Origin of the sequence: Burkholderia sp. Bp9140 (assembly GCF_003853425.1) — a bacterium.
Taxonomy (GTDB): Bacteria; Pseudomonadota; Gammaproteobacteria; order Burkholderiales; family Burkholderiaceae; genus Burkholderia.
This window is the reverse complement of record NZ_QTPQ01000014.1, coordinates 131,070-153,069: the sequence shown is the minus strand read 5'-3', so window position 1 is coordinate 153,069 and position 22,000 is coordinate 131,070. Positions and strand designations below refer to the sequence as shown.

Genomic DNA, 22,000 nt, shown 5'->3' with positions numbered 1-22,000 from the left:
GAGTTGCCGTATGACGCACCGTGTATCCTGGCTGCGCATGGCCGCAGCATTCTGCGTCGTCGGCGCGGCGTGGTCGGCCGCGCCGGCGCACGCAGGCATGTTCGACGACAATGAGGCGCGCCGCGCCGTGCTCGACCTGCGCAGCAAGAGTGACAACCTGTCCAGCCAGTTGTCCGCCGCCCAGCGTACGATCCTCGATCAATCCGGCCGTATCGACCAGCTGAACCAGCAGGTCGCGACGCTGCGCGGCGAGAACGAGGACCTGACGAACCGGCTGACGACGCTCGAACGGCAGCAGAAGGAGTACTACCAGGATCTCGACACGCGACTCAAGAAGTTCGAGCCGCAACAGGCGACGATCGATGGTGTCGAAGGCACCGTGCAGCCGGGTGAAATGGATGCGCTCAACGCGGCGCAGCAGCAGTTCCGCAACGGCAACTTCAAGGCGGCCGCGGCATCGTTCCGCAGCTTCATCGCGAAGTATCCGCAGAGCCCGCACCAGCCGACCGCGCAGTACTGGCTCGGCAATGCGCAATACGCGCTGCGCGACTACCGCGGCTCGACCGCGACGTGGCAAGCGATCGTGAGCAAGTATCCGCAGCATCCGCGCGCGGCCGACGCGCTCGTCGCGATCGGTACGAACCAGCTCGAGCAGGGCCAGAAGGCGGCCGCGAAGAAGACGTTCGAGCAGGTCGTGTCGCAGTACGCCGGATCGAACGCTGCGCAGACGGCGCAGGGCAAGATCGAGAGCATCAAATAAATTATCGTGACGGGTTGTTGACAGCCCAGCAACCCGTCGCTATAATCTTTTGCTCTTTGGGTCGCTTGCCAAGTTGTTGAAGCAACGAACCAACAGGTTTCAAGAACGTGGGGTGGTAACTCAGTTGGTTAGAGTATCTGACTTTTAATCAGAGAGTCGAGGGTTCGAGTCCCTCCCACCCTACCAACTATCTTTGATAGTGCAATTAAAGCCTCCCGCGCGGAGGCTTTTTTGCGTCTGTCGCTTGCGGTGTCGAGCGCACAATCTCGATGACGCTCGCGACGCACCCGGTCGCGCCCGGCGCCCGGCCCCCGATCCCGGTCGAATCGCTCATCGCTCTCGCGCCAGACGACGCCAGCCATCCCCCGCCCGCGCGTCAACGCCCACTCACGTCGCGCAGCACCGCACCGTAACCCGCGTACAGATTGCCGTCGGGCAGCAACTGCCGCTGCGCGAGCTGCCGATGCACGACCGGCAGGTTATGGAACGGCATCCGCGTGAACAGGTGATGTTCGATATGAAAATGAATCGCGTGCGGGCCGAACAGGAACGTCTGCCACGAACGACGGACGATCGTGCGCGCGTTGCGGCTCTGGTCGGCGCATGCCGGCAGCCCCGCGTGCTCGAAGATCGCGCGCACCTGTCCGGCGAGCGGCAGCAGCGTGACGGATGGCACGATCCACAACGTGACGTACAGCAGCGGATGTCCGGCCAATGCGAGCGCGCCGAACAGCACACCGTTGCCGGCCAGCATCGACGCGACTTCCCACGCGGCATACGCGCGCGACTTCCCGACCTTCGGCAACGCGTGCGCAAACTCGCCGCGTGCGAGTTTCACGACGCTCGTCACGTAGCCGATCCCGCACGCGTACGCGAGCAGGCGGCCGATCAGCCGTCCGCGCGTGACCGGATAGTCATGCACGCCGAACAGCAGCGCGACCGGATCGTCCGACTGCATCGGTGCGCGGTGGTGCTTCAGATGGCCTGCGCGATACGTGCGCAGCGACAGCCACAGCGGGCCGGCCGCGAACAACTGGCCCAGCGCGTCGTTGACGCGCCGGTTGCGCGCCAGCAACCCGTGCGCGCCTTCGTGCATCATGACCGCGAGCGCAAGCTGGCTGCGCGCGATCACGATCGCGGCCATCGCGTACACCAGCGGATGCTGAAACGCGATCGCAACCGCGCACGCAGCGGCAATCATCAGCCAGTCGCCCGCCAGCGCCGCGCCGACGCGCGACGCGCTCACGCGAAACAGCGCGGGATCGGGCATGAACCGCGCCAGCCCGGCATTCGGCCCCGCATGGTGAACATGGGCATCCGTCACGCGAGCCTCCTGCGCGGCGAACGCCGCTCGACCCACAGCGCACTGAGCATCGCGAGCGCCACGCCGCCCAGTACATCGGCAACCGTATGCTGCTTGAGCGTCAACGTCGACACGCAGATCAGCAGGCCGATCGCCACTGTCACGATCCGCCGCCGGTCCGCCAGCATCCGGCAGGCAAGACACGTCACCGCGACATGCAGGCTCGGAAAGCCGTTGGCCGCGAGATCGAGCTGCCACATGCGCGCGAGACGGTGGCGCACGAACGCGTTGCCGATCTCCGCGACGTCGGGTCGCGCCACGGCTTCCGGAAACAACAGGAAGCACACGACACCGAGCACGAACGCAATCAGCACGGCCTCCTTGAACGCGGCGAACGCGGGCGGCCGCGCATACGCGGCAAGCGCAATCACGAACGGAAAGAAGCCGACATAGACGAACCACGACCACGCAATGAACGGAATCCGCGCATCGATCGCCGTGGCAAACACGTAGCGCGGCGTGACGCCGCGCTCCAGCAGAAAGAAGATCGCGAGGCCGGCTGCCATGCCGAACGTCGCGGCCAGCATCTGCCGGAAATCAGGCCGGCGATCGTCACGAAACGACAGCGCGTTCATCATGGCGCCGGCGCCTCGCATCGCGTATCCGCTGCGTCCGCCTGCGCACGCGGACGCAGCGCGAGGAGGCGCGACGTCCATGCGTCGACGCGCGCACGCGCATGCTCGCGGCCGGCGACCGTTCCCGCCTGCGTGCCGGGATTGCGCATCAGGTCGGCCGCGGCCTGCCCGACTTCCCGCCGGAACGCGGCCGCATCGCCGCGCCACGTGACGACGCGGTGCACGAGTTGCAGCCGGGCCGCGCGCGCGGCGTTGCTCGCCTGCTCGGGTTGATCGGTCTGCACGAGCAGGATCGGGCGGTGATACACGCGCGCGATCGACAGCGCGGCCATGCCGGGTGCCGACACGATCAGCGGTGCATGGGCGGCGCGCGTCGCCCAGCCGGCGTCGACGCCAGTCCAGCCGTCGTGCCCCGCGTAGCCCTCGCCCACGCGGTGGGTGGCGAGCCCCGCGTCGCGCATGCCGGCCGACAACGCATCGGCGAGCGCGATATCGCGGAAGTGCGGATTCAGATAAACGGCGGCGGCAGCCGGTTCCGAAGCGGGCAATTCGGCCACGACCTGCACCGGCGTCGGCAGCCGGCAATGCATGCGCGACCGCCGGACTTCGTCGGCGGCGTCGTACGCAAAATCGTGTTCGATGCAGCACAGCGCCGAATCGATCTGCCAGTCGACGACCCGCGCAAAAGCACGCGCCAGCATGCGCGGCAGCCGCGCATCGAAATTCGTGGTCAACGCGCGGCGCAGGCTGCCGCCATATACATGGACGACGCGGCGCCGCCAGCCCGGCATCGCGCCCATGAACAGCAGCGCCGGATGAAACGAGTCGTTGATCACGAGATCGGCATCGCGGACGATCGCGCGCAGCCGAGCGATGTCGCGCAGCATGCGCGTCGGCCTGAACACGTAGTGCGCGACATTGCGATCGGTCGCGTCGCGCAGCATGTTCTGCCGTGCGTCGAACTGCACCGCGTAGTGACGGGACAGCACCGCCGCGTCGATGCCGAACGCGGCCAGGAACGCCTGCCCTGCATCGGACGTCGTCAGCACGTCGACCTGCGCGCCGGCCGCGCGCAACGCGTGCACGAGCAGTTGTGCGCGCATCAGGTGGCCGCGCGCGTCGGCCGTCGCGAGATAGACGATCCGCGGCATCATGCGCGCGGACGAAGCGACTGGAGCCAGCCGGCCGCAACCATCGCCAGCGCGCCCGTTACGCCGAACCCGGCTTCGATCGCGCGGATCTCGTTCAGCAACGCGGCGAGATGCGCGGTCTCGGACGGTGCAACCAGACGGCGCAGCGTGTCCGAGCAGAGCCGGACATGCCGCGTCTCGTCGGCGAGCACGCGCGAGAGCAACGGATACAGCGGATGCGCGGCGCCGATCGTCGCGCAGTGGCGCGCGAGCACGCGCATCGCCATCTGTTCCGCGCACAGCCCCGTCGCATAGGCCGGCACGAGCACGCCTTGCGCGAAATGCGGCGCATGGCGCTGCGCGAGCCGGCGCCAGCGCGCGATCTTGCGCCGGCTCAGCCAGTCGGGCTCGTGCCGCGCGGTCGACGGCGCGACGCCACGCACGCGCAGCGCTTCGGCAAACGCGGCCGCGTGGCGACGCTCGTCCGCGAGATGCTGGTCGATCCGCGGCGCAAGCCAGTCCGGTGGCTGTCCGGTCCAGTCCTCGTGCAACGCGCACTCGGTCGCTTCCTCGCCGATCAGGTACATGCGCAGCACCCAGCGCTCGCCATGTGTGCTGCGATGCAGCTGCCGGATCGCCGCCCGCTTGATGCGATCGACGAGGTATGCGCGCACCCGCGCCGTGCCGCGCGGCGCAGGCGCATCGAGACAGTCGAAGCGCGCGTCGTGCCCCGCCTGCAGCGACGCCGGCAGTTCACCCGCCGCGGTCATGCCGGCACGCCCCGCACGGATGCGGATTTCGTCGCGGAAGCCGCAGCGGCGGCCGGATCGCGACGCCAACCGAGGATCAGGCCGATGAAGCTTTCCTGCATGAACGCATGCGCGGACGCGGCCGCACCCGCGAATGCCTCCTCGCGGCCGTTCACGCGCAGATAGCCGTTGCCGTCGCGCGCGCCGAATTCGATCCGGTCGTTCTTCCTGAAGCCGCGCGCGCGCATGTCCTTCACGAGCGCGCTGCCGTCGAGGCCGAACAGGAACAGCTCGCGCCGTGCGACCCACACCGGAATGCGGTTGCTCAACGCATCGAACCGAATCGCCCACGTGCCGGACGCGAGTGCACGCTCGACGTCGGCATCGTGCGGCGCGTTCGACGTAAAGCTCGCACGCGCGACCGATCGGGTCAGGCCGCCGATGCCGAGCGCGATCGTGATGTCGTCCGCGGACGGCTGCTTCGGATCGGTCGCACTCACCTTGACGAGATGCCGCGCGAGCCGCGATGCCAGCGACGGATGTGCGAACAGCGCCAGCGTTTCGTCCGGCGTGAGCACGTCGCGCTCGCCCTCGCCCTCCTTCACGCGCGCACGATACGGATCGACCCGGACATCGGTGAACGTGCCACGCACCGGCGCATGGACGTACACGTCGCGGTCCCATTTCGCGCCGTCGCGACGCAGCAGCACGTGCACGCTCAACGGCACGCGCCTGCCCTCGCCGTCGACGCCCGTGCCGTGCAGCAGTACGTCGCCGAGCACGTCCTTCGTGCGGCGCGTCTCATCGCTCGAGAAAACGATCGCGTGCGCATCGGTGTCGATGCGCGCGTGAACGTCGGGCGCATCGAGCGCGATGCGGTTGCAGTCCGCGGCGGCCGCGCGCGCGAACGGGCAGCCGCTTTGCGACGCGAAGTGGTAGATCCCGCGCCCCGCGCGATCGACCGGTGCGGCATGGGCGCCGACGCTGGCGGCAAACAGGGCGAGGCAGGCAACACGGGGGGCGAGAGAAGACATGGTCGTTGTCGGGATGGAGGCAGGGTGTCGGCGTGTCATGGCCGCGCGCGATGCGCGGCGCCGGTTCAATGACGGTGATAGGACAGCGCTTCGAGATCGCGCCGGGCCGAGGCGCGCCCGGCCAGACCGGCACCGCGCGCGAGCGCGCCGAGCGTATCGACGGCGGACGCGGCGATCGTGACCGCGACGGCCGCGAGATAGCGGACAGCACCCAGCGGCGGCAACTGCTGGCGATTGAGCGCGCCCAGGCTGTAGCCGAGCCGCATGGCCATCACGCAGAACGGGCCGAGCGGGCCGCTGCGGCCGAGCCACTGCCATCCGCGCGGCAGATACGCGTTCACGAGATACGGCGTCAGCCCGACGCTGTCCTCGCCGCGCATCCAGCGCAGCTTCAGCGATTCGCGATGCGTGTCCGGCAGCCGATGTTCGGTGTGCGCGTCCGGCGCGAACTCGACGGCCACGCCGGCTGCCTGCATCCGCAGCCCCATCACCTGGCAATGCGCGCGATAGACGCCGTCGAGCGGCTCGTAGCGGAATTGCGCGAACACGTCGCGCCGGAACGCGACGTTGTTCGCGTAGAAATTGCGCGTCGCGCCGTCGTGCAGCGGGCTCGGGAAATACATGAAGTCGATCGACGTCAGCGCGATACCGAGCACGTTCGGCGCATAGCTGGTGCGCCCCGCCACGGCAACTGGCGCCTCGCCGGGTTCGCGCGCGAACGGCGCGAGCAGGTGCGCGAGCCAGTCGTCGGCCGGCCTGCAATCGGCATCGCCGAACACGACGATGTCGCAGCGGGCCGCGTCGACGCGATCGAATCCGTCGTTCTTCGCATCGTAGTAGCCGGTGCGCGCGCCGATCTCGACGAAGTCGATCGGGCGGCCGGCGAGCGCGGCGATCTGCGCGCACGCATCGGCCGGCAGGCCGTCGTGCGTGATGATCCATTGCGCGAGTGCCGCGGGCGGCACGGTCTGCGTCGACAGCGACGACACGACGCGCTTCAGGCTGTCGACGGCCTGCGCAAGCCCCGCGCCGCCCCGCAGGTTGTTCGTCTCCAGCACGAGCGCGGCCCTCGCCGCCACCGAACGGGCGGCCGCCCGGGTGTGCCGTGTGGTTTCCGTGAAGTCTGGCATCCGGAATATCTCCATTGTCATGCGCACCGGCATGGACGAAACGAATGGGCGGGGAGCCCGCGACGCATCGGCGAATGCGGGTCGCCCGCGGTCGTCGTCGCAACACGGGCGGCCTGGAAGGCGCCCGCTTCGCGTGCCGTCACTCCTGGACCGACGGCGCCGAATCGGCGTCGGTAGAGCGCGGCTTCGCGTTCTGCAGGTCACGCGTGTTCTTCTGCACGGCGACCGAACCGAACAGGGCGAGCACGAACGACATCGCGTAGAAGCCTTTCTCGCTCAACTGCAGCGTCGCGTTGAAGAGGCCGACGACCAGCAGCGCGATCGACAGCAGCAGCGCGATCCAGCTGAGGCCGTAGTAGATGCCGGTGACGGGAATGCCTTCCGCGCGGTCGCGGACGCTTTTCTGCAGCGAGATCGCCGCATACAGGCCGAACACCAGCACGGTGAAGTAGTAGCCCTTCTCGTTGAGCTGCATGCCGGCGTTCCAGAGCCCGATCAGGAATGCCGCGAAACCCGCGAGCAGCGCGGCCCACGATGCGGCCACGAACGCGAACGACGGCTGCTGGATGGTGGTCTGGTTCATTGCTTTGCCCTCTCTTTCTTCTTGTTCGAAATCGTTTTCGTTGAACTGCGTTTCGCGCATGGTAGCAGCTTGGGCGCGCGCCAAGACAGCTTGCATGCAGTCTTACGATTCGCGCTGCGCTCGCCGCCAGCGCCCCGGCGTCGTGCCGAGCACCGCGCGAAACGCCTTGCCGAAGGCGGCCTCGGACTGGTAGCCGACCGCCTGCCCGATCTCCGCCTGCCCGCGCTGCGTGTCCTGCAGCAGCGCGCACGCATGCATCATCCGGATCTGCGCGATGAACGCGCCGACACTCATCCCCGCCTTCTCGCGGAAATGCCGCGCATACGTCGCGCGCGACATCGCGGATGCGTCGCCGAGCGACTCGACCGTCCACGGCTTCTCCGGCGCCTGCAGCACGGCGTGGACCGACGGGCCGAGCCGCGCGTCGGCCGCAAGCGCAAGCCAGCCGGACGGCACGCGCGCACCACGACCGTATGCGCGCAACGCATACGCGAGCAGCGCCTGGCCGAGCGCGTTCACGATCGCGCCGGCGCCCGGCTGCCCGTTCGACGCCTCGGCGCGCAGCACGCTCGTCAGCAGTTGCAGCGGCGCGAACCCCGACGCCTCGCGCAACCCGACATGCAGCACGTGCGGCAGCGTGCGCATCAGCAGCTCACCCGCGCCGCGCGCATAGACGAACCGTCCGCACAGCAGGTCCACGCTCGCGCCGCCCGGTTCGGCAAGATCGAGATTCGACTTGACCGGCAGCACCGCGCCGCCGCCGGCGCCCTGTTCGCGCAACGCCGCAACCGGCCGCGACCGGCCAGCCCCGGCGTCGAGCAGGTCGTGCGCGCCACCCGCGGGCAGCAGCACGAAATCGCCGTCGGCGAGCTGCAGCGTGCGCCCGTCCGCGGTACGCAGCCGGCACGTTCCGGCCAGCACCAGGTGAAACGCCGCCTCGCCGGGCGGCAGCGGGTCGTGCGGCATCGCGAACGGCCCGTCGAGCAGGCAGCGCACGTCGAGCTCGACATGGCTGCGGCCCAGCGACAACAGTTGACTCAACGCATCCATGAGACGTTTGCGCTAAAAATTGACACTCTAGCGTATCGAAACCCTCAGCGCGAACGATCAGAATAAGTCCTGCATCGCCCGAGATCGCGGCATCCGCCGCCCTCCTCACCTCTTCTCGAAAGGACGCATCATGCTGAACTGGAACGAATACCGGAAGGAACTCTCGACGCGCATCGGCGATATTGCCAAGCTGTCGCCCGATACGCTGGCCGGCTACCAGGCGCTGGCCGGCGCCGGTGCCAAGACAGGCCATCTCGACGCGAAGACGCGCGAACTGATCGCGCTCGCGGTCGCCGTCACGACGCGCTGCGACGGCTGTATCGCCGTGCACACCGCGGAAGCGGCCAAGCATGGCGCGACCAAGGAAGAAGTGGCCGAAGCGCTCGGCGTCGCGATTGCGCTGAACGCGGGTGCGGCGCTCGTCTATTCGGCCCGCGTGATGGATGCGCTCGGCGACTGAGCGCGACGGCCGCGGCGGCGCCGGCGCGCGCCGCCCGCTACTGGCGCCCGGCCGCATGGCCGGGCCGTTGCACGGTGCGCGTGCGGGCGCGCCATGTCTGACGAATGGGCATCGTACGTGGACGCGACCGCGCCGCGAAGTCGGCTACCATGCGCGAACGATCCATCGCGAAGGAGCGCTCCATGTGCCGCTGGCTCGCCTATACGGGTAATCCGATCCATCTCGAGACCGTACTGTTTCGCGCGAAACATTCGCTGATCGACCAGAGCCTGCATTCGGAGCTGGGCGCCACGACCACCAACGGCGACGGGTTCGGCATCGGCTGGTACGGCCGCCCCGACGAACTGCCGTTCCGCTACCGCTCCGTGCATCCCGCATGGAACGACCGCAACCTGCGCGAAGCCGCGCGTGCGATCCGCTCGCGGATGTTCATCGCGCACATCCGCGCGGCGACCGACGCGCCCGTCCAGGAAACCAACTGCCACCCGTTTCGCCACGGCCGGTGGCTTTTCGCGCACAACGGGCTGATCCGCGATTTCCACAAGCTGCGCCGCGACCTGACGATGAAGGTCGACCCGGCGCTGTTCTCGACGCTCGAGGGCTCGACCGACTCCGAACTCATGTTTCGGCTCGCGCTGACTTACGGCCTCGAGCAGACGCCGCTGCCAGCGCTCGAGCGGATGGTCGGCATGATCGAGGAAACCGCCGCGCGGTATCGCGTCGCCGAGCCGCTCAACATGACGATCTGCGCGACGGACGGCGAGCGGATCATCGCGGTGCGCTACTCGAGCGAACGGCAATCGCGCTCGCTGTTCCACAGCACGTCGTTCAAGCACCTGCACGAACTCTATCCGCACAATCCGCGCATCGCCGAAGCCGGCGACGACGCGTTCATGGTCGTCTCGGAGCCGCTCGTCGACCTGCGCGGGGCATGGGAGGAAGTGCCCGAAAGCATGGCGATCGTCGCGCATGGGGCGGATGTGCAGCAGCGGCCGTTCAATCCACGGCATAAGTAGGCCGCGAAGGCGCTCGCGGTCTCAGCCGCGGCGCGTGAGCCGCATGCGTACGGAATCGAGTTCGGCGGGCAGCCGGCGCGCGCGCGCGCGACGCCGTGTCAGCGCAACGAAGCCGATCCGCTCATACAGAACGCGTGCACGCTCGTTGCGAGTCAGCACGTCGAGCACGATGTCGCGGCTGCCATCGCTCGGCAAAGCGCCTGTGTCGAGCGCATCGCGAAACAACGCAGTGAAGATGCCCGTGCCGCGACGCCGCTCGTCCGTCGCGCAATGCGCGACGAGGATCTGCGAACGCTTGGGCGCCGGAATCTCCGTTTCGAGCACCAGCCCGCGCAGCAACTGGCCGATCGTACGGCGCACGCCGAAAAAGCGCACCAGGGCCCATGCGACGTGAACGTCGTCGAACCTCGTCCGCCGCCCGTCGTGGATGGCCATCACCGCATGCACCGAGCCGTCTGCACCGACCGCGACGCGGTGCCGGCGCCACGAGAACCGGCCGTGACGCGACCGGAACGCCTCTCGCAGGAACGCGGTGCAGCGCGCGTCGCTTTCGCCGAGAAAGAAACCGAATTCGCCGACGCCGGACGCGAACACGAGCGGTGCACATGCCGCCGCATCGTCCGCGCACGCGGCGCGAAACGACGTCAACGAACCGGCTTGCGGTACGCCGAACGAGGGCGAGAGCGCCGCGGCGGGCATCATGCTGCCCGCCCCGCCAGGCGGGCCAGCACGGCGACCGTCCGGCTGATCTGCCCGGGCTCGTGTGTCGAGCAGATGAAGAAACGCAGGCGCGCGGCCTTCTCCTCGACGGCCGGATAGAAGATCGGCTGCACGTTGATCCCTTCGTCGAACATCGCGTTCGCCCACTGCGCGGCCTTCAGCGAACTTCCGGTGATCACCGGCACGACCGCATACCCGGCGCTCGTGCCGGTGTTCAATCCCGCGGCGCGTGCCTCCGTCAGGAACTGCCGCCCGCGCGCCTGCAGTTGCGCGACCCGCTCCGGTTCGGCCTGCAGGCGTTCGAGCGCGGCCAGCGACGCCGCGGCGAGCGTCGGCGCGAGTCCGACGCTATAGAGAAAGCCCGGCGCCAGATGGCGCAGCATGTCCACCAGCGGCTGGCAGCCGGCGATGAAACCGCCGCAACCGGCGAGCGTCTTGCTCATCGTGCCCATCCATATGTCGACCTGGTCGGGCGCGACCGCGCAATGTTCGCGGATGCCCTTGCCCGTCGCACCCAGCACGCCGAGCGAATGTGCTTCGTCGACCAGCAGGAACGCGCCGTGACGCGTCTTCACGTCGACGAAGCGCCGCAGGTCCGGCAAGTCGCCATCCATGCTGTACAGCCCTTCGATCGCGATCAGCACGTGCCGGTATTCGCGCCGCACGCGCGACAGCAGCTCATCGAGCGCCTGCCAGTCGTTGTGCGCAAAGCTCAGCCGCTTCGCGCCGCTCAGCTGCGCACCCTGCACGATGCTGTTGTGCGCGAGCGCATCGTGGACGATCAGGTCGCCGGGGCCGAACAGCGCGCCGATCACGGTCACGTTGGTCGCGTGGCCGCTCACGAACGCAACGCAATCGTCGGTCTCGTAGAACGCGGCCAGCGCCCGCTCGAGGTCACGCTGCACCGGGCGCTCGCCCGCGACCATCCGGCTCGCGGACGCCGACGTGCCATAGCGGTCGATCGCGGCCTTCGCACGCTCGGACACGGCCGGATCCCCGGCGAGACCGAGGTAGTTGTAGTTCGCGAAGTTCACGTATTCGCGACCGCCGATCTGCGTGGTCGCGCCGGCAACGCCATCGTGCACGCGGAAGAACGGCGAGTCGACGCGCAGCTTCTCGCCCATCTCGCGCATGATCCTGACCTGCTGGTATTGCGGCATCGATTCGAATCGGCTGCGCGCCGAGGCGGCCGGTGCCGCCGGCGTACCGGGCACGCCAGGGGCCGTGGCGGCTTCCGTCGCGCGCTCCAGTTGCCGTTTCAGGGCTTTCGCCGCCAGTTGCCGGCGAAGGTGTTCTCCGAGTGCCATTGCTTCCTTCGCTTTGTCTCAAGAATGGCGCAAAGTTGCGCCGCGTATTTTCAAAAGGCGTGGTATCACGCGTCGGAAAACTCGGCCCACTGCCAGGCGTCGGTATCGGCCAGCAGCGCATCGACCAACCGGAAATTCATCTCGTGGCTCGGGCGCAGTGCGCTCACGCGTGCGAGCAGCGGTGCGCCCGCCAGCGCGAGATCGCCGACAAGATCGAGCACGCGATGCCGGACGAACTCGTCCGGTAGCCGCATCCCGCCCAGCACGCGATTGCCGACGATCGACGCCGTACATGACGGCCGCGCGCCGCGCAGGATCGGCACCCCGCGCACATACCCGGCGATGATCGCCGGCACGGCCCATTTCACGCGCCCGTACGAACGCGACGGCGCGATCTCGGTTGCAAACGTGTCCGGTGTCAGCGCGCCATCCCAGTGCATGTCGCCGAAGCCGCGCAAGTCGTTCCGCACGCTCAGTTCGTAACGCGGCGCCGGCTCGATCCGCATTTCGCGTCGCTGATCGCCGGTGCCGTCTGCGACCACGACAGGCCGCAGCACACGAATGAAGCGCTTCGGCGCGTCGAGCGCGAGACGGCCGCATGCGCGGATCGCGTCGACCCAGGGCGCTGCGCTGCCGTCGAGAATCGGCACTTCCTCCGCATCGAGTTCGACGATCGCATGATCGATCTCACACGCCAGCAGAGACGCGAGCAGATGCTCGATCGTGCGGACGCCGACGCCGTCGGCATTGCGCAGCATCGTGCAAAGCGGCTGTGCGCGGCGCAGGGCGGGATCGACCTCGAGCACACCGAGCTCGCGTCCGTTGCGCATCCTTCGAAACACGATCCCGTGCCGGCCGCCCGCCGGCGTCATCGGCTGAACCCGCACCTGCACTTGCCGACCGGTATGCAGACCATGTCCCGCCAACGCGAGCGGCCGCGCAAGCGTGCCCTCGCTCGCCTGCCAGCCCGGGGGCAGCTTGATCCGAGCACGCTCCGCGTCGACCGGCACGCTTTCGCTCCCTGGCTCGTTCAATTTGAACCCCGCTCGAGCCGGGCCCGCGCTTCATCACCCAGTGCATGCCGCGCGACCAGCGCTTGCGCCAGCTCGTCCGCTGCCGTGACCGGGTCGTCGCCGTTCCGCGTATCGAGCAACTCGACGATCCGCTCGGCCAGCGTATGCACCGTCGCGCCTTCCGCGATCGCCATGATCGACAGCTTGACGCCGAAAGCCTCCTCGACGGCCATGCCGAGCTCCATGCCCATCAGCGAATCCATCCCGAGATCGAGGACTGACCGACCGGCATCGACGCGCTCCGGCGACATGTGCAGAATCCGCGCGATCTGGCCGCGCAGTGCCGTCTCGACGAGTGCCACGGCGTCGGCAGGCGGCAACGCACGCAATTGCTCCAGCAACACGCGGTCCTCGCTCGACGTCTCGAGCGCGCCGCCCGCCTGCAACGCCGCGTAACGCCGCGCGTGTGCGGCCGGCATGCCGCGCGAGATGGCGCCCCAGTCGAGACGTACGACGGCTTCGCCGGCGCCCCCTTGCGCAAGCGCGCGTTCGAGCGCGGCCATCGCCTCGTTCGAGGTGATCGACGCACCGCCGATACGCGACTGCAGCGCCTCGCGTGTGCCGGCGTTGCGCGCCAGGAAACCGACGTCCTCGATCGGCCCCCATGCCATGAACATGGCCGGCTGGCCGGCCGCGCGGCGATGCGCGACCAGCGCCTCGAGGAAACCGTTGGCGGCGACATACGCACCCTGCCCCGGGTTGCCGAGACAGGTCGTCGCCGACGAGTACATGACGAAGAAATCGAGCGCGCAACGCTGCGTCGCGCGATGCAGGTTCCATGCGCCCGCCACCTTCGGTTCGAGCACGGCCGCGAAACGCGCGTCGTCGACGTTGCGCAGCAGTCCGTCGTCGATCCGCATCGCCGAATGCAGCACACCCTTGAGCGGCATCCCGCGACGCTCGATCTCGCCGATGAGGCCGTCGAGCGCCCTGCCGTCGGTTACGTCGCATCGCGCGACCGACACGTCGGCGCCGAGCGCGTCGCGCCAGCGATCGGCTTCCGCCTGCATCGCGGCACCCAGTACGCCGCCGCGGCTCGCGAGCGTCAGGTGCCGCGCGCCGCGCTCGATCATCCAGCGTGCGGTCGCGAATCCCAGCCCGCCCGTGCCGCCAACGATCAGGTACGCGGCATGCGGGTCGAGCCGCAGCGTCGGCAAGGAAACGCCACGCGCCGGTACCGGCGTGCCGGACGGATAGGTGACCAGCACCTTGCCGATCTGGCGCGCCTGCTGCATGTAGCGGAACGCTTCCTCCGCACGCGCAGCCGGGAACGCGCGGTATGGCAACGGATGCAGCACGCCGTCCGAGAACAGCCCCATCACTTCCTCGAACAATCGTGTCGTCAGCGACGGCAGCACGCCCATCAGTTGATCTGCATCGATGCCGAAATAGCTGATGTTGTTGCGGAACGGCCGCAGGCCGATCCGGCTGTTCTCGTAGAAATCGCGCTTGCCGAGTTCGAGGAAGCGGCCGAACGGACGCAGCGTATCGATGCTGCGCACCATCGCTTCGCCGGCGAGCGAGTTGAGCACGATGTCGACGCCTGCGCCGTTCGTGCGCGCGAGAATCTCGTCGGCGAACGCAAGGCTGCGCGAATCGAACACGCGATCGACACCGAGCAGGCGAATGAACTCGCGCTTTTCGTCGCTGCCGGCAGTGGCGAAGACTTCCGCGCCAAGATGCCGCGCGATCTGGATCGCCGCGATGCCGACCCCGCCCGCGCCGCCGTGTATCAGCACGCGCTCGCCGCGTCGCAGCCGCGCCAGTTCGCACAGTGCGTAGTACGCGGTGAAGAACGTCGTCGGGACGGTGGCAGCCTCCTCGAACGACATCGCGTCGGGCTTGCGTGCGATCGCGGTTGCGCGCGTGACCACGCGCTTCGCGAACGAGGCCGGCGCGAAACCCAGCACCGCGTCGCCCGGTGCAAAGCCGTCGACGTCCGGGCCGACCCGGGCGACCCGCCCCGACATTTCCATGCCGATCGTCGCGCCCGCGAAGCCCGTTTCGACGGCCTCGTCGGACAGCAGTCCCATCGCGTACATCACGTCGCGGAAATTGAGCCCCGTCGCCATCGGCTCGATCTCGATTTCGCCAGCACCGAGAGCGCGTGCCGGCATCGCGAACCATTCGAGGTTACGCAACGACCCCGGCATGTCGAATGCGAGCCGCGCGCCCGGATGGTCCGATGCGCTTGGCGTGCCGTCACGCTGCGCCGCCTGCGCGGCCGGCAGCATGCGCGGTACGTAGCGACCCTGCGGCGCAAGCAGCACTTCTTCCTCGCCATCGTCGTCCACGAGCGCCATCGCAAGCTGCAGTGCCGGTTGTTCGACGGCCTGATCGACGTCGACCAAACGAATCGGCAGCGCCGGATATTCGTTCGCAATCACACGGCCGAGGCCCCACAACGTTCCATGCTCCGGATGTAACGATGCACCGGTCGCGAACGGCGCACCGCCGCGCGTCACGATGCACAGCCGCCCGCGCTCCGTGGCACCGGCCGCATCGAGGTCGCGCACGAGCGATGCCAGCGCGAGCGCGCCGCCTTGCTGCGCGCGCATCACGGCCGCACCGTCGGCCGTGTCCAGCGATGCAAGCGGCGCAACGAACACGACATGCGCCGGATGCCCGGCCGGCTGGCGCGCCGACCATGCCGCGGCGTCACGCACCGATGCCGATTCGACGCGGCACCCCAGCCGCCCGAGTTCACCCGCCACCGCGATGCCGAACGCGTCATCATCGTCCTGCACGATCAGCCAGCGCGCACCGTCACGCTCCGCCATGCGACGCGCTCGATCATCGTCCCGCGATGCGACTGCCGTTTGCGCGCCGGCAGCCGGCTTGCGCGCGACGACGAACGTCGGCACGCCTTCGAGATCGAGGCCTTGCTCGGTATCGCGCACCACATCGACCAGTCCGGCGCGTTCGCACATCGAAACGATCGCGGCGGGCGCCAGCGCGCCGTACGCGCCGGCGGCACCTTCGCCACCCGCCGTGCCGAACACGATGTCGGAGAAGCGGCTGCGTCGCGCATCGGCGATGACGACGAGCCCGCCCGGCGCGAGCCGTTCGGCGATCGCCGTCAGCGCGGCGAGCGAATCCGGGTGGTCGCCCAGCATCCGGTTGACGATCACGACGTCGAACGGCGTCGTATCGCGACATCGCGCGAACAGCGGCGCGTCGGTCGCGAACGTCAGCGTCTGCACCTGGGCGTGCGCTTCCGTATCGAATCCCGCGAGCTGCTGCTGCGTGCCCGCCAGCACGTATTCGCAGCGGCCGGCCGGCACGTCCACGTCGAGCGGTTGCAGCACGTCGCCATTCGCGGTGCCGATCTCGAGTACACGCAAGCGACGTGTGCCCGGCCACATTGCGACAGCCTGCGTCACGCAAGCGGCGAGCAGCGCGCGTGCATGTGCCCACGTCGGTGACGCATCGAAGAACTGCTCGACCAGACTGCGCCCTGTCGACGACAGCAGCCCGCCCGCGGGCACCGCGTCGCGCAGCACGCGCGGCAGCGCCGCACCGGCGTGCGCCAGCAACGTCAGTTCCGCGACATGGGCGGGCGATGCGGCCAACACGTCGCGCCACAGCGCGTCACGCGCGGGCATCGCCGCGCAGGCTTCGGCATCGCGAACCAGACGATCGCCTTCGAGGCGCGCCAGCCCGTCCTCGACGACGATCTCCGTCAGTCGCGCGATCTGTTGCGGATGCATGTCCGTCGGCAGCGCCGGCTGCGCGAATGCGCCAAGCGCATCCAGCGCTTCGAGCGCGTGCAGACCGGCAAGCACGTCGAGCAACGGCAGCAATTCTGTCAGATGCTGCGTGCGGCGCGCGAGGTCCTCGCGCGCCGCGACATGCGCGTTCGCACGCTCGACGAGCGCGCCCGGCTGTGGCAGCGCGGCTGCCGTGTAGCCGGCCGGCAGCGGCCTCGCTTCGAGCACGTAGACAAAGCGCGCCGGCGCGCCGTGACGGCGCCCCGCGAGATCGACGCGACGGAAGCGGCACGCGGAAAGACGCGCAACGATCTTGCCGTGCGCATCGATGAATTCGAACGATGCGACAACCGAATGCGGGCTGCGACGGTGAATGCGCGCCAGCACGCGACGAACCGATTCGCCGCTCAGGAAATCGACGCGGCCGATCTGGACCGGAACGAACGCCGCATGCGCATCGTCCGGCGCGGCGCCGGCCTGCCCCAGCACCGCGAACAGCGGATGGAAGCCGCTGTCCATCAGCGCGGGATGCAGCAGATAGTCCGACCGCGCACGCGCGCCGGCAAGGACCGACGGTACCTCGAGCTCGGCCAGCGCGTCGTCGCCCGACACGCACAGCGACCGCACCCACCGGAACGCCGGTCCGTAACTCAGACCGATCGCCGTCGTGCCCGCATACAGTGCGTCGCCGGACAGTGCCGGACGAGACTGCAGGTGGGCGATGATCGACGCATCCGGCGTGCTGTCCGCGTCGAGCGTATTGCCGCTTTCGAGCAGGCGCCCCGTCACGTTCAGATTCCATGGGCCTTCCGACATCCGGTCACGCGTCTCGATCGTAAACGACGCGGTGCGCACGTCGATCGCGAACCGGAACAGCTTCGCGTGCTGCGGCTGGAACACGACCGGCATGCGAATCTCGACATTCTCGATGGCCACATCCGATGTGCCGAAGAACGTGCGCGCCGCCGCGAGCGCCATTTCGACGTAACCGGCGCCCGGAAACGCGACGCCGCCGTCGACGACGTGATCGGCGAGCATCGGCACGCGCTGCGGATCGAGCTGGTTCTCCCAGGCGAACGCATGCTCGTGCAGGCGATAGCCGAGCAGCGGATGATCGACGCGCCGGTTCACGAGCCCGTACCCTTCGACGCTCGGCACGAGCCAGTAACGCTCGCGCTGCCACGGATAGGTCGGCAGCGCGGCATGCGGCGCATCGGGAACGAGTCGATCGAGATCGACGCGCGCGCCTTGCGCCACCGCTGACAGGATCGCATGGGCGAGCATTTCCGCACTATCGTGCTGACGCTTGAGCGTCGGCACGACGACACCCGGTGCGTTGCGCGACGCAAGCGTCTGCTTCACGTAGGTGCGCAGGATCGAGTGCGGCGCGATCTCGACGAACATGCGCACACGATCGTCCGACAGGCGGGCAATTGCGTCGCCGAAACGGACCGGCTCGCGGATGTTGCGCCACCAGTAACCCGCATCGAGCGCGGTACCCGGCAGCGTGTCGCCGGTCACCGTCGACACGAATCGTGTCTGCGTATCGCGCGGCGCGAGATCGGCCAGCCCGTCGCGCACGACCGGTTCGATCGCATCCATGCGGCTGCTGTGGAACGCATAATCGAGGTCGAGCATCTGGTAGAAATGGCCGGCGCCCGTCAGCGCCGTACCGATCGCCTCGAGCGCGACTTGCGAGCCCGCGAGCGTCACCGCGTCGGGGCTGTTGGTGCCCGCGATTTCAATGACAGCCGCGAGATCGAGACGCGCGATCCAGTCGCGCGCCACGGCTTCGCCAATGCCGGCCGCCGCCATCCTGCCCGCGCCGCGCGTCAGGCCCTGTGCGCCGCTGCGGATCCGGATCACGCGCACGGCCTCGGCGAGCGTGAGCGCGCCCGACGCCCAGGCCGCGGCGATCTCGCCGACACTGTGGCCGACCGCTGCATCGAAGCGGATACCGCGCGCGGTCAGTACGCGGGTGATGCCAACCTGCATGGCGAACAACAGCGGTTGCGCGTTCTCGGTCGCGGCGAGCCAAGCGGCGTCGACACCTTCGCACATGACTTCGATGAGCGATGCGTTGCCGTCCGCCCGCCAGAGCACATCGACTTCGTCGAGTGCCGCGCGAAACACGGCATCCTCGGCATAGAGCCGCTTGCCCATCCCGGCCCATTGACAGCCGTTGCCCGCGTAGACGAAGGCGACGGGCGCGTCGCCTTCAACGGCCAGCCCTTGCACGGCGCACGCCGGCAAACCGTGCTCGGACGGCTCGGCAAGTGCCGTGAGTGCTGCAAGCCCCTCTGCCCGATCGGCCGGTGCGACGACCGCGCGATGCTCGAGCCACTGGCGGCGCCGTGCGGCGGCCGCCGCGAGCGCGGTCCAATCGGCGCCCGACTGCAGGCGCGCGAGATGACGCGCGGCAACGGCTTCCAGCGCGGCCGGCGAGCGTGCGGTCAGGACCAGCGGCGGCAGCGGTGCATCGATCCGTGCCGCCGATTGCGCGGCGGGCGCCGCTGCCACCGCTTCGGTGATGACGACGTGTGCGTTCGTGCCACCGAAGCCGAACGAATTGATGCCGATCGTCAGCGGTGCATCACCGCGCTCGAGCGGCGTGAACCGATCGACCACGCGCAAGCGGCCGCCTTCGAAATCGATGCCCGGATTCGGCGTGTCGAAATGCAGCGAACGCGGCACCGCGCGGTGCTTCAGGCACAGCACCGCCTTCAACAGGCCCGCCATGCCCGATGCCGTTTCCAGGTGGCCGATATTGGTCTTGACCGACCCGATCAGGAGCGGATCGGACCCGGGCCTGCCGCCCGATACCGCGTCGATCAACGCACGTGCCTCGATCGGATCGCCGACCGCGGTGCCCGTGCCATGCGCCTCGAGATACGCCAGCGTGCGCGGGTCCACGCCTGCGCGTCGATACACGGTGCGCAGCAGGTCTGCCTGCGTCGCCGCCGCCGGCACGTTGATGCCGCCATGCGAATGGCCGTCCGAATTTACGCCCGATCCGGCGATGACCGCGTGGATCGTGTCGCCGTCAGCCAGCGCCTGGTCGAGCGGCTTGAGCAGCACGAACGCGCCGCCTTCGGCGCGCACGTAGCCGTCGCCCGTCGCGTCGAACGCGCGGCAGCGGCCGCGCGGCGACAGCATCGACGCCTTCGAGAAACTGACGAACCCAAACGGGTGCAGCAGCAGGTTCACGCCACCGGCCAGCGCCATCGCGGTCTCGCCCGACTGCAGCGCCCGGACCGCCTGATGCAGCGCAACGAGCGACGACGAACATGCGGTGTCGACCGACATGCTCGGGCCGCGCAAGTCGAACAGGTAGGACACGCGGTTCGAGGCAATGCTGAGCGTGTTGCCGGTTGCCGAATACGGATCGATCGTGTTCATGTCGTCCATATTGCGGTTGCCGTAATCCATGCCCGCCACACCGACGAACACACCGCAGTCGCGTCCGCGCATCGCGGCAGGACGCACGCCGGCGTCTTCGAACGCCTCCCATGCGAGCTCGAGCAGCAACCGTTGCTGCGGATCCATTTGCGCCGCCTCGCGCGGCGAGATGCCGAAGAATTCGGCGTCGAAGCCCGCGACGTCGTCGACGACGCCCGCTGCGAACGTATAGCTCTTTCCCGGCTCCCGTTTCGACGGGTGCTGGTAGAACGCCGTGCCGAAACGGTCCGGCGGAATGGCCGTTACGGCATCGCGTTCGTCGCGGAGCAGTTGCCAGAAGTCATCGGGACTCTCGACTCCACCGGGGAACCGGCACGCCATCCCGATGATCGCTATTTGCTTGTTCATGCTCTTTCTGCTTTGGCCAGCGCATCGCGATCACGCGCGCGCGACTCATTCGAATGGGTAACGGCCGACGTCAGCATTCGGCCCAGTTCTTCTGCCCGGATATCCTGTGCGCTGCCATCGGCGCTCGCATCATTCTTCCAGACGAAATAATCGCTGCGATCGGGTAGGACACCGAGCTGGTCAAACACACACCGCAAGGCCGGTACGTGATCACCGTAGAAGCAGACGATCGTCTCGCGGTCGCTTTGCCTCAGATGGTCGAGCAGTCGCTCGATCATCCGGTTCGCGTTATCCAGGTGGCGCAGGTAGGCAGTCAGGTCGTGCCATGCGTCGTCGTCGCCGAGCGAATGGTAGCGGGCTGCTTCGCCAGCGGCCACCGCCTCCAGATGAAGCGGCCCATGGTTCTCCATCGTCATCGCGAAGATGAACGCGGGGTGCTCGCGAGGTGCGTCCAGCACGTCGATGATCGCGTCGGCGACGGCTGCGTCCGCCACATACTGGCCGACGCGCGGACGACCGTCGAAGCTGCGGATGTCCATGAATGCATCGAAGTGCATCAGCGGAAACACGCGATCGCGCCCGAAGAAATCCGCGTGGTACGGATGCACCGCAAGCGTCCTGTAGCCGCCGCGCCGGAACCACCCGGCAAGCGACGGGCACACCTTGCGCAGAAAGGCATACGGATAGAAGCGCGCGTATCCGAGGCGATCGGCCGCCATACCCGTGAGGACGGCAAACTCCGTACGCATCGTATTCGCGCCCCATGCAGGAACGGTCAGCTTGCCGTGCGCGATTGCTTCGCGGCGCGCACGATCGAACGCGGACAGCAGTGACGGCGCCACCGCGGACGTCGCCCGCCGGATATCGAAGAACGACTCGCTCTGAATCACGATAACGTCAGGCCTGCGCGACGGCGAGCCGGACGCGAACTGGCTCATGGCGACCGCTGCGTCGAACATCTTCAGCGTGGCAGGCCGCAGGCCATTGAGCAAATACGCGACGAACACCGCGAAGAAGCCCAGTCGATGCTGATCCGCCGCCGCTTCGAGCGTCAACGGCAAGCGTGCCGCCACTCGCGCCCCGATCAGCAGACAGACGAGCGCGGCGGCGGCGGCGACTGCGCGCGGCGGCGCATCCGCATGGTCGAGCAGGCAGCCTGCGACGAGCAGCGCGACACCGGCCGCAATCGCGACGACCTTGCCGACGCTCAGGAACGGCAGATAGAGACGCGGATGGGCAAACAACTGGCTGAACAGGCTGAGATCGGTGAAGACGAATGGTTCGCGCAGCGATTCGAACTTCGCGTTGCTGATGACGGCCACCAGCGCGACCAGCGCCGCCGCGATGCCGGCGGAAAACACCGGCCGCGCCGTGACGGCCAGCACGCATGCTCCCACGAACGACACGGCCAGCGCATGCAGAAGCACGGCACGCAAGGGCCTGCGCAACGGCGCACGCGGTACCGCAACGGCATCGAGGCCGAACGACGCGGCCAATGCCATCGCAAAGACGAGTACCAGCGTGCCGGACATG

The 22,000-nt window shown here is 68.4% G+C and carries 16 protein-coding genes and 1 tRNA gene; 4 read left to right on the top strand and 13 right to left on the bottom strand.

Going from position 1 to position 22,000, the window contains the following annotated elements; genetic code table 11:
• Nucleotides 1-10: 10 nt before the first annotated feature.
• Both ybgF and DIE21_RS14220 read left to right on the top strand, forming a co-directional pair.
• Nucleotides 11-760 carry a tol-pal system protein YbgF gene (gene ybgF / locus DIE21_RS14225; RefSeq protein WP_124498296.1) on the top strand — a complete coding sequence of 250 codons (750 nt, stop codon included), beginning with the start codon at nt 11-13 and terminating at the stop codon, nt 758-760.
• A gap of 109 nt (nt 761-869) precedes the next feature.
• A tRNA-Lys gene (locus tag DIE21_RS14220) sits at nt 870-946 on the top strand.
• A gap of 190 nt (nt 947-1,136) precedes the next feature.
• Here the strand turns inward: DIE21_RS14220 and DIE21_RS14215 are convergent.
• From DIE21_RS14215 to DIE21_RS14180, 8 genes are all read right to left on the bottom strand, one after another.
• Complete coding sequence (locus tag DIE21_RS14215; protein WP_124498295.1) at nt 1,137-2,084, bottom strand: fatty acid desaturase family protein; 948 nt, start codon at nt 2,082-2,084, stop codon at nt 1,137-1,139.
• Entirely contained in the window at nt 2,081-2,701 is a 621-nt protein-coding gene (locus tag DIE21_RS14210) for a phosphatase PAP2 family protein (RefSeq protein WP_260432480.1), read from the bottom strand. Before DIE21_RS14210 ends, DIE21_RS14215 begins: the two co-directional genes overlap by 4 nt.
• A complete protein-coding gene (locus tag DIE21_RS14205) occupies nt 2,698-3,852 on the bottom strand; it encodes a hypothetical protein (RefSeq protein ID WP_124498294.1) in 1,155 nt (384 codons plus the stop codon). The genes DIE21_RS14210 and DIE21_RS14205 overlap by 4 nt, the downstream gene beginning before the upstream one ends.
• A complete protein-coding gene (locus DIE21_RS14200) occupies nt 3,849-4,598 on the bottom strand; it encodes a hypothetical protein (protein ID WP_124498293.1) in 750 nt (249 codons plus the stop codon). Before DIE21_RS14200 ends, DIE21_RS14205 begins: the two co-directional genes overlap by 4 nt.
• Complete coding sequence (locus tag DIE21_RS14195; protein ID WP_260432479.1) at nt 4,595-5,611, bottom strand: hypothetical protein; 1,017 nt, start codon at nt 5,609-5,611, stop codon at nt 4,595-4,597. The genes DIE21_RS14200 and DIE21_RS14195 overlap by 4 nt, the downstream gene beginning before the upstream one ends.
• A gap of 65 nt (nt 5,612-5,676) precedes the next feature.
• Nucleotides 5,677-6,741 (bottom strand): glycosyltransferase family 2 protein, encoded by a 1,065-nt coding sequence (locus tag DIE21_RS14190; protein WP_124498291.1) that lies wholly within the window; start codon nt 6,739-6,741, stop codon nt 5,677-5,679.
• Nucleotides 6,742-6,880: 139 nt separating this feature from the next.
• Nucleotides 6,881-7,324: an inner membrane protein YiaA gene (gene yiaA, locus DIE21_RS14185; RefSeq protein ID WP_124498290.1), complete on the bottom strand. Its 444-nt coding sequence runs from the start codon at nt 7,322-7,324 to the stop codon at nt 6,881-6,883.
• 102 nt (nt 7,325-7,426) lie between these two features.
• Nucleotides 7,427-8,374: an AraC family transcriptional regulator gene (locus tag DIE21_RS14180; RefSeq protein WP_124498289.1), complete on the bottom strand. Its 948-nt coding sequence runs from the start codon at nt 8,372-8,374 to the stop codon at nt 7,427-7,429.
• Nucleotides 8,375-8,504: 130 nt separating this feature from the next.
• Between DIE21_RS14180 and DIE21_RS14175 the strand changes: the two genes are divergently transcribed.
• Entirely contained in the window at nt 8,505-8,834 is a 330-nt protein-coding gene (locus tag DIE21_RS14175) for a carboxymuconolactone decarboxylase family protein (protein WP_027788276.1), read from the top strand.
• Nucleotides 8,835-9,016: 182 nt separating this feature from the next.
• Nucleotides 9,017-9,850, top strand: coding sequence for a class II glutamine amidotransferase (locus DIE21_RS14170; protein ID WP_124498306.1), 834 nt, complete (start codon nt 9,017-9,019; stop codon nt 9,848-9,850).
• Nucleotides 9,851-9,871: 21 nt separating this feature from the next.
• Here DIE21_RS14170 and DIE21_RS14165 read toward each other — a convergent pair whose 3' ends face one another.
• The 5 genes from DIE21_RS14165 to DIE21_RS14145 all read right to left on the bottom strand — a co-directional run bounded on the left by DIE21_RS14165 (nt 9,872) and on the right by DIE21_RS14145 (nt 21,999).
• Entirely contained in the window at nt 9,872-10,549 is a 678-nt protein-coding gene (locus tag DIE21_RS14165) for an N-acetyltransferase (protein WP_260432481.1), read from the bottom strand.
• Complete coding sequence (locus tag DIE21_RS14160) at nt 10,549-11,877, bottom strand: aminotransferase class I/II-fold pyridoxal phosphate-dependent enzyme (RefSeq protein WP_124498287.1); 1,329 nt, start codon at nt 11,875-11,877, stop codon at nt 10,549-10,551. The genes DIE21_RS14165 and DIE21_RS14160 overlap by 1 nt, the downstream gene beginning before the upstream one ends.
• A gap of 65 nt (nt 11,878-11,942) precedes the next feature.
• Nucleotides 11,943-12,860: a UDP-3-O-acyl N-acetylglycosamine deacetylase gene (locus DIE21_RS14155; protein ID WP_124498305.1), complete on the bottom strand. Its 918-nt coding sequence runs from the start codon at nt 12,858-12,860 to the stop codon at nt 11,943-11,945.
• A 47-nt stretch (nt 12,861-12,907) separates the two neighbouring features.
• Nucleotides 12,908-20,467 carry a type I polyketide synthase gene (locus DIE21_RS14150; RefSeq protein ID WP_124498286.1) on the bottom strand — a complete coding sequence of 2,520 codons (7,560 nt, stop codon included), beginning with the start codon at nt 20,465-20,467 and terminating at the stop codon, nt 12,908-12,910.
• Entirely contained in the window at nt 20,464-21,999 is a 1,536-nt protein-coding gene (locus DIE21_RS14145) for an LTA synthase family protein (RefSeq protein ID WP_124498285.1), read from the bottom strand. The genes DIE21_RS14150 and DIE21_RS14145 overlap by 4 nt, the downstream gene beginning before the upstream one ends.
• Nucleotide 22,000 lies beyond the last annotated feature (1 nt).